Annotated in this window: 13 protein-coding genes and 3 tRNA genes; all 16 read left to right on the top strand. The window is 68.7% G+C overall.

Features of this window, described 5'->3' with window-relative positions:
* Positions 1-180: 180 nt before the first annotated feature.
* The 16 genes from AC2CHE_RS13675 (at position 181) to rpoB (ending at position 14,156) form a co-directional block, all read left to right on the top strand.
* The gene (locus AC2CHE_RS13675) at positions 181-2,709 is read left to right on the top strand and encodes a putative bifunctional diguanylate cyclase/phosphodiesterase (RefSeq protein WP_484505269.1); all 2,529 of its coding nucleotides are present in this window, start codon (positions 181-183) and stop codon (positions 2,707-2,709) included.
* Positions 2,710-2,801: 92 nt separating this feature from the next.
* Positions 2,802-2,874: transfer RNA gene (locus AC2CHE_RS13670), tRNA-Thr, on the top strand.
* Positions 2,875-2,899: 25 nt separating this feature from the next.
* Positions 2,900-2,972, top strand: a tRNA-Met gene (locus AC2CHE_RS13665).
* A gap of 133 nt (positions 2,973-3,105) precedes the next feature.
* Positions 3,106-3,273, top strand: coding sequence for a 50S ribosomal protein L33 (gene rpmG / locus AC2CHE_RS13660; RefSeq protein ID WP_093403583.1), 168 nt, complete (start codon positions 3,106-3,108; stop codon positions 3,271-3,273).
* Between the two features lie 123 nt (positions 3,274-3,396).
* Positions 3,397-3,843: an FAS1-like dehydratase domain-containing protein gene (locus tag AC2CHE_RS13655; protein WP_484505268.1), complete on the top strand. Its 447-nt coding sequence runs from the start codon at positions 3,397-3,399 to the stop codon at positions 3,841-3,843.
* A 1-nt stretch (position 3,844) separates the two neighbouring features.
* Positions 3,845-4,237: a MaoC family dehydratase gene (locus AC2CHE_RS13650; protein ID WP_484505267.1), complete on the top strand. Its 393-nt coding sequence runs from the start codon at positions 3,845-3,847 to the stop codon at positions 4,235-4,237.
* A gap of 134 nt (positions 4,238-4,371) precedes the next feature.
* A tRNA-Trp gene (locus AC2CHE_RS13645) sits at positions 4,372-4,444 on the top strand.
* Between the two features lie 210 nt (positions 4,445-4,654).
* Positions 4,655-5,044, top strand: coding sequence for a preprotein translocase subunit SecE (gene secE / locus AC2CHE_RS13640; RefSeq protein WP_484505266.1), 390 nt, complete (start codon positions 4,655-4,657; stop codon positions 5,042-5,044).
* A 37-nt stretch (positions 5,045-5,081) separates the two neighbouring features.
* Positions 5,082-5,804: a transcription termination/antitermination protein NusG gene (gene nusG, locus AC2CHE_RS13635; RefSeq protein ID WP_484505265.1), complete on the top strand. Its 723-nt coding sequence runs from the start codon at positions 5,082-5,084 to the stop codon at positions 5,802-5,804.
* Positions 5,805-6,006: 202 nt separating this feature from the next.
* Entirely contained in the window at positions 6,007-6,438 is a 432-nt protein-coding gene (gene rplK, locus AC2CHE_RS13630) for a 50S ribosomal protein L11 (protein WP_093403591.1), read from the top strand.
* An 82-nt stretch (positions 6,439-6,520) separates the two neighbouring features.
* Positions 6,521-7,237, top strand: coding sequence for a 50S ribosomal protein L1 (gene rplA, locus AC2CHE_RS13625; protein ID WP_484505264.1), 717 nt, complete (start codon positions 6,521-6,523; stop codon positions 7,235-7,237).
* Positions 7,238-7,311: 74 nt separating this feature from the next.
* Complete coding sequence (locus AC2CHE_RS13620) at positions 7,312-8,100, top strand: ABC transporter ATP-binding protein (protein ID WP_484505263.1); 789 nt, start codon at positions 7,312-7,314, stop codon at positions 8,098-8,100.
* Positions 8,097-8,786 carry a hypothetical protein gene (locus tag AC2CHE_RS13615; RefSeq protein ID WP_484505262.1) on the top strand — a complete coding sequence of 230 codons (690 nt, stop codon included), beginning with the start codon at positions 8,097-8,099 and terminating at the stop codon, positions 8,784-8,786. Before AC2CHE_RS13620 ends, AC2CHE_RS13615 begins: the two co-directional genes overlap by 4 nt.
* A gap of 376 nt (positions 8,787-9,162) precedes the next feature.
* Positions 9,163-9,708, top strand: coding sequence for a 50S ribosomal protein L10 (rplJ, locus tag AC2CHE_RS13610; protein WP_484505261.1), 546 nt, complete (start codon positions 9,163-9,165; stop codon positions 9,706-9,708).
* Positions 9,709-9,764: 56 nt separating this feature from the next.
* Positions 9,765-10,154, top strand: a complete 390-nt coding sequence (rplL, locus tag AC2CHE_RS13605) for a 50S ribosomal protein L7/L12 (protein WP_091570033.1) — start codon at positions 9,765-9,767, stop codon at positions 10,152-10,154.
* Positions 10,155-10,724: 570 nt separating this feature from the next.
* Positions 10,725-14,156, top strand: a complete 3,432-nt coding sequence (rpoB, locus tag AC2CHE_RS13600) for a DNA-directed RNA polymerase subunit beta (protein ID WP_484505260.1) — start codon at positions 10,725-10,727, stop codon at positions 14,154-14,156.
* Positions 14,157-14,232: the final 76 nt, after the last annotated feature.

Below are 14,232 nucleotides of genomic sequence, written 5' to 3'. Positions count from 1 at the left end.
CGGCTCCCTCACTCTGGTCCTTGGCCTGACTGTCGTGGCAAGTGCCGCTGCGGAGGGCGATCTCAGGACGAACGGAGTTGACTGGCAGATGCCGACACTGAACTCAGTGGTGCGTTAACGGGTGGCCGTCGCGCTGTAACAACCGCCGGCAGTCGCTGAGCTGATGTCGCGAGGAGACCCATGACGTCCCGTCTGAGTTCTCCTCGTCGACAGACGGAACACGCCTGGTTCATCACAGGTCCGTTGGCGCTCTGCGCGATCGTCGTCTCCCTGCTGCTCGGGTTGACGGCCGAATCCGCTCTTGGCGACCTGCCGCTTACGCTGCTTCTCACGGGGGCGATGATCGCCGCCGCCATGCCCACGATCAACATCGTGGTGCGCCGTCAGGCCCTGGGCATTCTCTTCACCGAGATTCCCCTGGTGGTCGCATTGCACCTGCTTCCGCCGCTGTCGGTGGTGGTGGCATCGACGGTGGCCACACTCGTGGTGCAGATGCGACGGCGGCTGCTGCCGGCCAAGTTCTGGTTCAATGTCGCTCTCGCCGCCGCCGCGACGTCTCTGGCCACCGTCGTCTATTGCGTTCTGCCGCAGCCGGCTGGTGTGGGACCGGCCACCTGGGCCGTCCTGCTGGCTGCTATCACCACTCACATCGTGTTCGTCCTCGGGGCCATGGCGGCCGTGTTCACCGTCGTGGAGGGCTGGCCGACGGGGCAGGCGGTGATCCGCGCTGCCCCGTCGGTGCTGCTCGCTGGCGTGGTCAACCTCTGTATCGGCCTGCTGGTCATCATCGCCGTGGAGAGCACCCCCTGGGCCATCCTGCTCTTCGCGGGGCTGGCCATGGCGTTTGCTCTGGTCTACGGCTCGTATGCGCAGTTCCTCCGTCAGCACCGCACCCTCACCGAGATGTACGAGCTCACCAAGGCGATCAGCGAGAGCGGGTCGGACGGAAACCTCATAGACGTCTTGCTGGTCCGGATCCGGAGTCTGATGCAGGCGGAGTACTCCACCCTGTGGCTACCCGCCCAAGGACGTCACCCGGAGGTGTTACTGACCGCTCAGGAGGGCAAGCCGGGGTTGCTGGACTCCACGCCCAGCCTGACGGCCCTGCGCGATGCCGCTCTGGTGCGTCAGAAGACAGTGGCGGTGAGTCACCGTCTCGGGGAGGATCCGGAGTTCCGCGGGGTGCTGAGGCCGACGGCGGTCAAGGATGTGATCGTGGTGCCACTGCGGTCCGGCAAGGCGGTCATCGGCACCCTGGAGGTGGCGAACCGGCTCGGCGACACCAACTTCTTCCGCGGCCCCGACATCCCAGTCTTCGAAACGGTCGCCGCCCACGCCGCGGTCGCGCTGGAGAATTCCCGCCTGGTCGACCGGCTGCGGCACGACGCGTACCACGACGCGCTGACGAAGCTGCCCAACCGCCGGCGCATCCTCGGCGCGCTGGCCGAGGCGGTCCGGATCCGGGCGCCCGGCGAGGTGGTCGCGCTGCTGCTCTTCGACGTCGATCGGCTGCGTCAGGTGAACGAGGCGCTCGGCCACGCGGCGGGCGACAAGGTCCTGGTTGAGGTCGCCGATCGGCTGCGTGGTTGTGCGCCGTCGGCCGCGTTGGTCGGGCGGGCCGGTGGTGATGAGTTCCTGGTGACCCTGCGGCTGGAGAACGCCGACGCCGCGGTAGAGCTTGCCGGCCAGTTGCGGGAACAGATCCGCGACGAGATGGTCTTCGACTCGCTCACGCTGGACGTGGACACCGCGGTCGGGGTGGTCGTACACCCGGATCACGGCGACGCCCCGGCGACCCTGCTGCAGCGGGTGGACGTGGCCGCGACGGCGGCCAAGTCGGTCCCCGGTAGCGTGCAGCTGTACACGCCAGCTCTGGAGTCGCGGTCGCTGCACCGGCTAGGTCTCGCCGGAGACCTGCGCAGCGCCCTCGACAACGGCGAGCTGGAGGTCTACTACCAGCCCAAGGTGACGCTGCGGGACCGCCGGCTCATCGGGGTGGAGTGCCTGGCCCGCTGGGAGCATCCGACGCACGGTTCGGTCACCCCGGCGGATTTCGTCGCCGTGGCCGAGCACACCGGCCAGCTCGGCCGGCTCACCGAGTTCGTGCTCCGGGAGGGGCTGCGGCACAGCCGGGACTGGGCACACGGCGGTCAGTCGCTCGCCGTCGCGGTCAATCTCTCCGCGCGTACGCTCACCGACCAGCACTTCCCGGAGCAGGTGCGGGAGTTGCTGGAGGAGTACGACATTCCGGCGCAGCTGCTGACCCTGGAGATTCCGGAAGCCGGCGTGCTGGACGGCACCGAGCGCCCGATCCCGACCCTGCGCCGCCTGCGAGACCTGGGCGTACGGCTCTCCGTGGACGACTTCGGCACCGGCAGCTCCTCGCTGGCCCACCTGCGTCGCCTGCCGGTGCACGAGGTGAAGGTCGATCACTCCTTCGTGCAGGGAATGGCCACCGACCCGGGGGACTTGGCCATCGTCAACGCCGTCGTCACCCTGTCCCAGCAGTTCGGTCTCACCGTGGTGGCCGAGGGCGTGGAGAGCGAGCTGACCCTGGAACTGCTCCAGGACATTGGCTGCGAGGTCGGTCAGGGGTTCCTGTTCAGCCGTCCGCTGCCGTACGAGCGCCTGGAGGCGTGGTTCGGCGCCCAGATCGATCCGGAGTCGATCTCCAGCAGCGAGCTTCCGAGACTGCGTGTGGTGCCCTGAGCTGGGCGTACGGCGTGCCTGGGGATCCGATTTCACCAGTACGATCGGGCCGTGTACTCTTACCTCTGCGCGGGCACCGGGTGATCGCGCAGGCCCCCTTAGCTCAGTCGGCAGAGCGTCTCCATGGTAAGGAGAAGGTCTACGGTTCGATTCCGTAAGGGGGCTCAGAGGGTCCGGCTGGGCCCACCGCGGCGGTGTAGCTCAGATGGCAGAGCAAGCGGCTCATAATCGCTGTGTCGCCGGTTCAAGTCCGGCCACCGCTACTCTCGTCCGCCCCGGAGGATCTCCGGTGGTCGGTGGGACGGGCGCCACAGGCGCCCGCTTTGTGTGTCCGCCCAGGTGGGGCGTACGCTGTAGCGCCGTAGTTGTATCCGTTATCGAGGAAGGCACTCCGCCGTGGCGAAGGCGACCGATGTCCGGCCGAAGATCACTTTGGCGTGTGTGGAGTGCAAGGAGCGCAACTACATCACGCGCAAGAACCGCCGTAACGACCCGGACCGCATCGAGCTGAAGAAGTTCTGCCCCCGGGACGGGCGGCACACCCTGCACCGCGAAACGCGCTGAACCTGCCCGGGCCGATCGGCCCGGTGCCGCACGCATCCTGATCGCCGGTCCGTACGGACGGCGCGGCTGAGCCGACGCCGACCGGTCGGATCGGCGATTGTGCTTTGCGTGTAGGTTCGCGGCATGCCCCTGGACCAGTCCTTCGTCGGTCGGAGCTATCCGCCGACCGCCCCCTATCAGGTGGGCCGTGAGAAGATCCGCGAGTTCGCGACGGCGATCGGCGCCACCGATCCCGCTCACCACGATCCGGAGGCCGCCCGCGCGCTGGGCCACCCCGACGTGGTCGCGCCGCCGACGTTCCCGGTGGTGATCACCATGGCGGCCAGCCGCCAGCTGATCGAGGACCCGGCGCTCGGCATCGACTACAGCCGGGTGGTTCACGGCGACCAGCGGTTCGCGTACACCCGGCCGGTGGTGGCCGGCGACGAGCTGGTCTGCGTCAACGCAGTCGAGGAGATCACCAGCCGGGGCGGCCACGAGTTTCTGACCACCCGGACCGACGTCAGCACGACCGCCGGCGAGCCGGTGGTCGCGGTCTGGTCCAAGCTCGTCGTACGCGGGGAGGCCTGACGTGGAACTGCCCACCCAGACGTTCCGGGTGACCCGGGCGGACCTGGTTCGTTACGCAGGTGCCTCCGGCGACTTCAACCCGATCCACTGGAGCGACCGGTTTGCCACCAAGGTGGGTCTGCCAGGTGTGATCGCCCACGGCATGTTCACCATGGCGCTCGTCGGTCGGGCGGTCACCACCTGGGCCGGCTCGTCCGACGCAGTGGTCGACCTTGGCGTGCGGTTCACCCGTCCGGTGGTGGTCCCCGACGACGACTCCGGCACCGAGATCGTGGTGACCGCAGTGGTTCGTGAGGTGACCGACGCGGGTCTGACCAGGCTGGACGTCACCGCCACCTGTCTCGGTGAGAAGGTGCTCTCGCAGGCGCGGGCCACCGTGCGTACGGCGGGCTGACCGGCACCGCACGGCGCGTCGGGTAGACCGGTTGGGAAAGTCGGGTCGGTACCCGTACACTGGTCCGCCGTGGGGTAAGTGACCCCTGCCTGGTCGTGTGACGTTGTGACCGGGCGGGGCGAGCGTTGCCACACAGGGGTGTAGCTCAATTGGCAGAGCAGCGGTCTCCAAAACCGCAGGCTGCAGGTTCAAGTCCTGTCACCCCTGCGCCTCAGGCCTGACCGTTCCGTGGGTCCCGCCGCCGTCTGGTGGCGTCCGGCCCGTGGTGGTGGCATCGGCGGGGAGGTTCCGAGGCATCGGGCCTTCCGGTTGATCCGCCGGCCGCGGCCCGTCCCGGGACGGTTGGTCCGGCTGGCGTGACCAAGCGCCGCGCACGTGCACCGCGTGCGACACCGACATCCCGCGACGGAGGGCGAAGTGGCCGACAACAAGCGGCGCGGCGAGGACGCCGACGACGAGCGCCTGAACGACGAGGTCGTCAACGACAGCGCCGAGGACGACGCCACCGACGCGGACGAGCCGGTTTCGCGGGGTGGCACCGCCACCCGTTCGCGGGCCAGGGCGGATTCCGCCGACGGTCGCAGGACGCGTACCGACGCCGACAAGGTGGGCCTGTTTGGCCGCATCGCGCGTTTCATCCGCGAGGTCGTGGCCGAACTGCGTAAGGTCATCTGGCCGACCCGCAAGGAACTGCTGACCTACACGACGGTGGTGATCGCGTTCGTCACGGTGATGCTGACGATCGTGGCTGTCCTGGACTACGGCTTCGCCAAGGGCGTGTTGTGGGTCTTCGGCAACCCCAGCTGACCGGCTGAACGTGCGATAGTGACGGAAGTGAGCAAGCGTGCCTGAGTACGACGAGACCGCCGCGACCCCGGACGAGCAGTCCACGGTGGCGACGGCGGCTGGTGACGAGTCGGTCGAGGCCGCCAACGAGTCGGAGTTCGCCATGACCGAGCCCGCTCCCGAGGAGGACTTCGACCCGGTCGCGGAGCTGCGGCAGAAGCTGCGCTACGCACCGGGCGACTGGTACGTGGTGCACTCGTACGCCGGTTACGAGAACAAGGTCAAGACCAACCTCGAGACCCGGATCACGTCCCTCGATATGGAGGACTACATCTACCAGGTCGAGGTGCCGACCCGGGAAGAGGTCGAGGTCAAGAACGGCAAGCGTGCCCAGGTACAGGCCAAGGTTTTTCCCGGCTACATCCTCGTCCGGATGGAGCTGACCGCGGAGTCCTACTCCTGCGTACGCAACACCCCCGGGGTCACCGGTTTCGTCGGTGCCACGGACCGGGCCGACCGGCCGGCGCCGCTGAGCCTCGACGAGGTGCTCAAGTGGCTGGCACCTGCCGTCGAGACCGAGCAGAAGAAGGCCAAGCCGGAGATCAAGGTCCTCGACTTCGAGGTCGGTGACTCGGTGACGGTGACCGACGGTGCCTTCGCCTCCCTGCCGGCGACGATCAGCGAGATCAACGCCGACCAGCAGAAGCTCAAGGTGCTGGTGTCGATCTTCGGCCGGGAGACGCCGGTGGAGCTGAACTTCAACCAGGTCGCCAAGATCTGAGCTGGCGGCCTCCGGCGGCGGGCGACCGCCGCCGGTTGTCGTCGTTCGTCTGGTTCACTTGACCGGCCCACCTCTGTGGTCGCCGGGATCCAGGTCTGCGCTACCCTAGAACGTCGCCGCCGTCGCATGCGCGCTGACCGTGCGCGCCCCGACGGCGGTGTCGTGTGAACCTTTTTCCCAGTTCCAAGCCCCAGGAAGAGACATGCCTCCGAAGAAGAAGCTCGTCAAGACGTTCACGCTTCAGCTGCCGGCGGGCCAGGCGACTCCGGCGCCGCCGGTCGGTCCCGCGCTCGGTCAGCACGGCGTGAATATCATGGAGTTCTGCAAGTCGTACAACGCGCAGACCGAGTCGCAGCGGGGCGACATCGTTCCCGCCGAGATCAGCGTGTACGAGGACCGGTCCTTCACCTTCGTGCTGAAGACCCCGCCCGCCGCCCGGCTGCTGATCAAGGCTGCCGGTGTGCAGAAGGGCTCGGGTGTCCCGCACACGCAGAAGGTCGGTTCGGTAACCCGCGCCCAGCTGCGCGAGATCGCCGAGAAGAAGATGGCCGACCTCAACGCCAACGACCTCGACCAGGCTGAGAAGATCATCGCCGGCACCGCCCGGTCGATGGGTCTGAACGTCACCGACTGACGTCGGCCACCACCGACCCGTACGGATCGTGGGAGGGCGCGCGAGTACCGCGGCCCGCCAGAGACCACAGGAGCAGACAGAAATGCAGCGCAGCAAGAGCTACCGCAAGGCCGCCGAGGTCATTGACCGGTCCAAGCTCTACACCCCCGTCGAAGCCGTCAAGCTGGCCAAGGAGACCACCGCCGCCAAGTTCGACGCCACGGTCGAGGTCGCGATGCGCCTCGGCGTCGACCCCCGCAAGGCGGACCAGATGGTCCGCGGCACGGTCAACCTGCCGCACGGCACCGGTAAGACCGCCCGCGTGATCGTCTTCGCTGCCGGCGCGAAGGCCGAGGAGGCCGTCGCCGCCGGTGCCGACGAGGTGGGCACCGACGAGCTGGTCGCCCGGATCCAGGGCGGTTGGCTGGACTTCGACGCGGCGATCGCCACGCCCGACCAGATGGCCAAGATCGGCCGGATCGCGCGGATCCTGGGCCCGCGCGGTCTGATGCCGAACCCGAAGACCGGCACGGTGACCATGGACGTCACCAAGGCGGTGGCGGACATCAAGGGCGGGAAGATCACCTTCCGGGTGGACAAGCACTCGAACCTGCACCTGATCATCGGTAAGGCCTCGTTCTCCGAGGCCCAGCTGGTCGACAACTACGCGGCCGTCCTCGACGAGGTGCTGCGGGCCAAGCCGTCGGCCGCGAAGGGCAAGTACCTCAAGAAGGTCACCCTCACCACCACGATGGGACCGGGCGTACCGATCGACCCGAACGTGGTGAAGAACCTGCAGGAGGGCTCGGCCGACAGCTGAGCACGACGCACCGACGCGGCCCCCCCACCAGTGGCGGGGCCGCGCTCGTCTGTCCGGTGTGGCAGGCTCGCGGCATGTGGCTGGAGGACGTCGGGCTGCGGTACCACCGGCGCGGTCCGTGGGTGCTGCGACAGGTGACCGTGCGCGTGGCGGCGGGCGAGGCGGTGGTTCTACGGGGCCGCAACGGGGCCGGCAAGTCGACGCTGCTCCAGCTCGCCGCCGGAGTCCTGCGGCCGTCCCGGGGGCGGGTGCTCGACCGGCCGGCGGTCGTGGGCTGGGTACCGGAGCGCTTCCCGGCCGAGCAGCCGTTCACGGTCGACGGCTATCTCGCCGCGATGGCCCGGATCGCCGGCCTGTCCCCGGCCACGACGGAGCGGACGGTGCGACGCTGGGTCGACCGACTCGGCCTCGGCCCGTTCCGCACGGTCCGGCTGGCGCAGCTGTCGAAGGGCACCGCCCAGAAGGTCGGCCTGGCCCAGGCCGTGCTGCGTCCGCCCGGCCTGCTCGTCCTCGACGAGCCCTGGGAGGGCCTGGACGCCGCAGCGCGTGACCTGGTGCCACAGGTGGTCGACGAGGTGCTTGCCGACGGCGGGTCGGTGCTGGTCAGCGACCATCGCGGGGAGACTGTCCGGCTGCCCGGCGCGCGGGAGTGGTTGGTGGCCGACGGGGCAGTCGTCGAGCGGGCCCCGTCGGATGCGGCGGCGGTCGCGGTGGTCGAGCTGGAGGTTCCGGTCGGGCAGTTGCCGGCGACCGTCGCCCGTCTACGTACCGAGGGCCATCACGTGCTCCGGGTACGCGGCCAGGGCGCACCGCCCGACGCCACGCGGCCGGGGCCGGGCGCGTCGTCCGAGGTGGCCCGGTGACCGCGCTGGTGCGATTCCGGCTCGCCGGCTTCCTGCGCACCGGGCGGGCGCTGGCCCCGGTCCTGGCCGGCCTGCTCACCCTCGGCATCCTCTACGGCGGAGGTCGGGCCCAGCCCGCGGAGGCCTACGGTGTGTCGGCCGTGGTGCTCTTTCCGGTGCTGGCCTGGCAGACGAAGATCCTGCTGGACGTGGAGCCGGACGTGCAGCGCCGGCTGGCCCTGATCGCGGTCGGCTCGGCGCGGGAGCGGGCAGCCGGCCTGATCGCCGCGGTGGTGGCCGGCCTCGCCATGGTCGTGATCGCCCTGGTCATCCCCTGGTTGGTCGGCGGGGTGACCGGTCCGACCGCACCTGGTCACCGGTCGATCGCCGCAGGGGTGGCGCTCGGTCTGTGGGCGCATCTGCTCGCCCTGCCGGCGGCCGTGGCGCTGGGCGCGCTGGCCAGCCGGGTGATCACCCGCAGTGCCGGCTACGGTGTGGCGGTGCTCACTCTCGGTGCGGTCGGCGCACTGGTGCTCGGCTTGTCGGGGTCGGTCGCGCCGTGGCTGGCGCCTCCGCTGCTATCGACCGCCAGGGCGCTGGTCGGCCCGCTGCCCGGGTCGACCGCGCTGCTGCTGACGGGGTGGGCACTGGCCTGGGCGGCGGTGGCGCTGACCGGCTACGCCCGGCTCCGCGGCCGGCGCGCCTAGGGCCTGTGGGCGTGGCCGAGCGGGGCTCGACCGCTGGCCGGGTGACGCTCGCCGCTCCCACCCGCCCGCACCGTGGGGACGCACCGGGGACGATTTGGTGGTCACCGCGGGTGTCGCGTAGCCTTGTCGGTGAAGTTCCACCCAGAGACCGCTGGTCACCGTGCCTCGGCACGGTCGAAGGTCCCGCGAAGACGGGCGACCCGCGTAGGGCGGCAAGCGATACCGGCAGCATCCGTTGGTCCGCCGACCAGATGATTCCGCCGTCCTCGCCCCGTGCGCCCTGCGCCGGGGCTTTTCTGTTGCCGCGACACCTCCGCCCCGTCACAGGTGCTCGCCTGCGACGGTGACCAGCCTCGAGCAACGAGAGAGGAGGGACATGGCGGACAAGCCGATCCGGGCCGACAAGTCCACGGCCGTCGCAGAGCTGACCGAGAGCTTCCGGAGCGCGGGTGCCACCGTGCTGACCGAGTACCGCGGTCTGACGGTCTCCCAGCTCACCCAGCTGCGGCGCTCGCTCGGCAAGGAGACCAGCTACACGGTTGCCAAGAACACGCTGGCCAAGCGTGCCGCGGCGGACGCGGGCATCTCCGGCCTCGACGAGCTGTTCACCGGTCCTACCGCGCTGACTTTCGTTTCGGGGGACGTCGTCGAGGCGGCGAAGGGCCTTCGCGACTTCGCGAAGGCCAACCCGAAGCTCGTCATCAAGGGCGGCGTCTTCGAGGGCAAGGCCATTTCCGCGGCCGAGGTCACGAAGCTCGCCGACCTGGAGTCCCGCGAGGTGCTGCTGGCCAAGCTGGCCGGCGCGATGAAGGGCAACCTGAGCAAGGCCGCGGCCCTGTTCCAGGCCCCGCTGTCGAAGACCGCCCGTCTGGCGGCCGCCCTGCAGGACAAGCGCGAGAAGGAAGGCGCCGAGGCGGCCTGAGGCCGCGCCGGCACACCACGTTCTTCAGTTCGAATCATGAGGAAAGGACGCCAGACATGGCGAAGCTCAGCACCGACGAGCTGCTCGACGCGTTCAAGGAGATGACGCTGATCGAGCTCTCCGAGTTCGTGAAGCAGTTCGAAGAGACCTTCGAGGTCACCGCCGCCGCCCCGGCCGCGATGATGATGGCGGGTCCGGCCGCCGGTGGCGCTGCCGCCGAGGCCGAGCCGGAGAAGGACGAGTTCGACGTCATCCTCGACGCCGACGGTGGCAAGAAGATCCAGGTCATCAAGGTCGTGCGTGAGCTGACCGGCCTGGGCCTCAAGGAGGCCAAGGACCTGGTCGAGGCCGCTCCGAAGGCCGTTCTGGAGAAGGCCAACAAGGAGACCGCTGAGAAGGCCAAGGCCAAGCTGGAGGGCGAGGGCGCCAAGGTCACCCTCAAGTGACCTGAGTCCCACCTGGCCGTCCCGGCTCGCATCAACCGGGCACAGCACGTCGCGGCGGGCGGCGATCCGACAGTGGATCGCCGCCCGCCGTGTTCGTGTACCGGCCCGCAACCGGCATGAGCAGGGTGTCAAAGCCGCTCTGCGGCGGGTGGACCGGGCCGGCGGGCTCGCTCGTGAGTGGGAAAGAGCGCCCGATGCCGACACCGGCCCTTGACGCGGCCCTGGACTGCCAGGCACGCTGACATCAGCAAGACCTTCCGCGCTTGCGACGGCCACCGCGCGGGTAATGCAGCGGCAGCACCACTCGCCACGCAGACCCGGGGCGGCCCGGCAGGGACGTTGCGTTCCGAGCGGCCCGGTGCGACCCGTTCGAGGGGTCCCGAGGCACGTTCCGCAACAACCTGCGGGGTGGGCTGGACAGCGGTTAGCCTCTCGGCTACACTGCTAGTTTGCGCTGCCTTCCGACTTGACCCCTGCTCGGAAATGTCCGATTGTGGATATTTCTGGTGGGGTCATTGGAGTGCACGCGTACCAGCCGTTCTGCAGCACCGGTCCTCGGAAGGACGCATCTTGGCAGCTTCCCGCCCTGCGAAGACCAGTCGTACGTCGAGCGCATTCGCTCCCCGCCGAGTTTCCTTCGGTCGGATCACCGAACACCTCGAGGTCCCCAACCTCCTCGCCATTCAGAACGAGTCCTTCGACTGGCTCGTCGGCAACGAGGCTTGGCAGGGCCGGTCGGCGGACGACCCGCACGCACGCTCGGGTCTCGCGGAAATTCTCGACGAGATCAGTCCCATTGAGGACTTTTCCGGCACTATGTCGCTTTCCTTCTCGGTGCCACGCTTCGACGAGGTCAAGGCCTCGATCGAGGAGTGCAAGGAGAAGGATCTCACCTACTGCGCGCCACTGTTCGTGACCGCGGAGTTCACCAACAACACCACCGGCGAGATCAAGAGCCAGACGGTGTTCATGGGTGACTTCCCGATGATGACGCCGAAGGGCACCTTCATCATCAACGGCACCGAGCGGGTGGTGGTCAGCCAGCTCGTCCGCTCGCCGGGCGTGTACTTCGACAAGCAGCCGGACAAGACCTCCGACCGCGACCTCTCCAGCGTCAAGGTGATCCCGAGTCGGGGTGCCTGGCTGGAGTTCGACATCGACAAGCGCGACACGGTCGGCGTTCGCATCGACCGTAAGCGTCGGCAGGCCGTCACGGTGCTGCTCAAGGCCATCGGATGGTCGGCCGAGCAGATCCGTGAGAAGTTCGGCTGGTCCGAGCTGATGATGACCACGCTCGAGAAGGACCACATCGCCGGCCAGGACGAGGCGCTCCTCGACATCTACCGCAAGCTGCGCCCTGGCGAGCCGCCGACCCGTGAGAACGCCCAGACCTTGCTCGACAACCTCTTCTTCAACCCGAAGCGGTACGACGTAGCCAAGGTCGGTCGGTACAAGTTCAACAAGAAGCTCGAGCTGGACGTGCCGATCACCACCGGCACGTTGACCGAGGACGACATCGTCGCCACCGTGGAGTACCTCTGCCGGCTGCACGCCGGTGAGGAGGGCTACGAGGCCGACGACATCGACCACTTCGGCAACCGGCGGTTGCGTACCGTGGGCGAGCTGATCCAGAACCAGGTTCGGGTCGGCCTGTCCCGGATGGAGCGGGTCGTCCGTGAGCGGATGACCACCCAGGACGTCGAGGCGATCACGCCGCAGACCCTGATCAACATCCGTCCGGTCGTCGCCGCGATCCGCGAGTTCTTCGGCACCTCGCAGCTGTCCCAGTTCATGGACCAGACCAACCCGCTGGCGGGCCTGACCCACCGGCGACGGCTGAGCGCGCTCGGCCCCGGTGGTCTGTCCCGGGAGCGGGCCGGCTTCGAGGTCCGCGACGTGCACCCGTCCCACTACGGCCGGATGTGCCCGATCGAGACGCCGGAGGGCCCGAACATCGGCCTGATCGGCGCGCTGTCCACCTTCGCCCGGGTCAACCCGTTCGGCTTCATCGAGACGCCGTACCGGAAGGTCATCGACGGTCGGGTCACCGACCAGATCGACTACCTGACCGCGGACGAGGAGGACCGGTTCGTCAAGGCACAGGCCAACGCCCCGCTGCGGGCCGACGGCTCGTTCGCCGAGGACCGCGTCCTGGTTCGGCGTAAGGGCGGCGAGACCGAGGACGTCACGCCGGCCGCCGTGGACTACATGGACGTGTCGCCGCGGCAGATGACCTCGGTCGCCACCGCGATGATCCCGTTCCTGGAGCACGACGACGCGAACCGGGCCCTGATGGGCGCGAACATGCAGCGTCAGGCGGTGCCGCTGGTCAAGGCCGAGTCTCCACTGGTCGGCACCGGCATGGAGTACCGTGCCGCCGTCGACGCCGGTGACGTGGTCGTGGCCGAGGTCGGTGGCGTGGTCGAGGACCTCTGCGCCGACTACATCACCGTGCACCAGGACGACGGTCACCGCCGGACGTACCTGCTGCACAAGTTCCGTCGCTCCAACGCCGGCTCCTGCGTCAACCAGAAGCCGGTCGTCTTCGAGGGTGACCGGGTCGAAGCCGGCCAGGTCATCTCCGACGGTCCGTGCACCGACGAGGGCGAGATGGCGCTCGGGCGAAACCTGCTCGTGGCGTTCATGACCTGGGAGGGGCACAACTACGAGGACGCGATCATCCTGTCGCAGCGCCTCGTGCAGCAGGACGTCCTCACCTCGATCCACATCGAGGAGCACGAGGTCGACGCCCGGGACACCAAGCTCGGCCCGGAGGAGATCACTCGCGACATCCCGAACGTCAGCGAGGAGATGCTCGCCGACCTGGACGAGCGCGGGATCATCCGGATCGGCGCCGAGGTCGTCCCCGGCGACATCCTGGTCGGCAAGGTCACGCCCAAGGGCGAGACCGAGCTGACCCCGGAGGAGCGGCTGCTTCGCGCGATCTTCGGCGAGAAGGCGCGCGAGGTCCGGGACACCTCTCTGAAGGTGCCGCACGGCGAGACCGGCACGGTCATCGGCGTGCGTACCTTCTCCCGGGAGGACGGCGACGAGTTGCCGCCGGGCGTCAACGAGCTGGTCCGGGTCTACGTCGCGCAGAAGCGGAAGATCCAGGACGGTGACAAGCTCGCCGGCCGACACGGCAACAAGGGCGTCATCTCCAAGATCCTGCCGGTCGAGGACATGCCGTTCCTGGAGGACGGCACCCCGGTCGACATCGTGCTCAACCCGCTGGGTGTGCCGAGCCGGATGAACATCGGCCAGGTGCTGGAGACGCACCTCGGCTGGGTGGCCAAGACGGGCTGGCAGGTCGAGGGCGACGACGCCGAGTGGAAGCGGCAGCTCCGGGGCATCGGCGCCGACTCCTCCGAGCCGGACACCAACGTGGCCACCCCGGTCTTCGACGGTGCCCGCGAGGAGGAGATCTCCGGTCTGCTCGCCTCGACCCTGCCCAACCGGGATGGTCGGCAGCTGATCGGTTCCTCCGGAAAGGCGCAGCTGTTCGACGGCCGTTCGGGTGAACCGCTGCCCGACCCGATCGCGGTCGGCTACATCTACATCCTGAAGCTCAACCACCTGGTCGACGACAAGATCCACGCTCGTTCGACCGGTCCGTACTCGATGATCACGCAGCAGCCGCTGGGTGGTAAGGCGCAGTTCGGTGGCCAGCGCTTCGGCGAGATGGAGTGCTGGGCGATGCAGGCCTACGGTGCCGCGTACGCCCTGCAGGAGCTGCTGACGATCAAGTCCGACGATGTTCTCGGCCGGGTGAAGGTCTACGAGGCCATCGTCAAGGGCGAGAACATCCCGGAGCCGGGCATCCCGGAGTCGTTCAAGGTGCTGCTCAAGGAGCTGCAGTCGCTGTGCCTCAATGTCGAGGTGCTCTCCAGCGACGGCGTGGCCCTGGAGATGCGCGAGACCGACGACGAGGTGTTCCGGGCTGCGGAGGAACTGGGTATCGACCTGTCCCGGCGCGAGCCGAGCTCGGTCGAGGAAGTGTGACGTTGGGGTTTCGGGGCGGGGCGACCCACTCCGGGCGGTCAGGCTTGATCCCTTCATGGGTCACCCCGCCCCGAAA

It is taken from the genome of Micromonospora sp. ATLC16 (assembly GCF_057196645.1).
The sequence above is the reverse complement of the archived record's forward strand: the minus strand, read 5'-3'. Positions and strand labels throughout refer to the sequence as shown.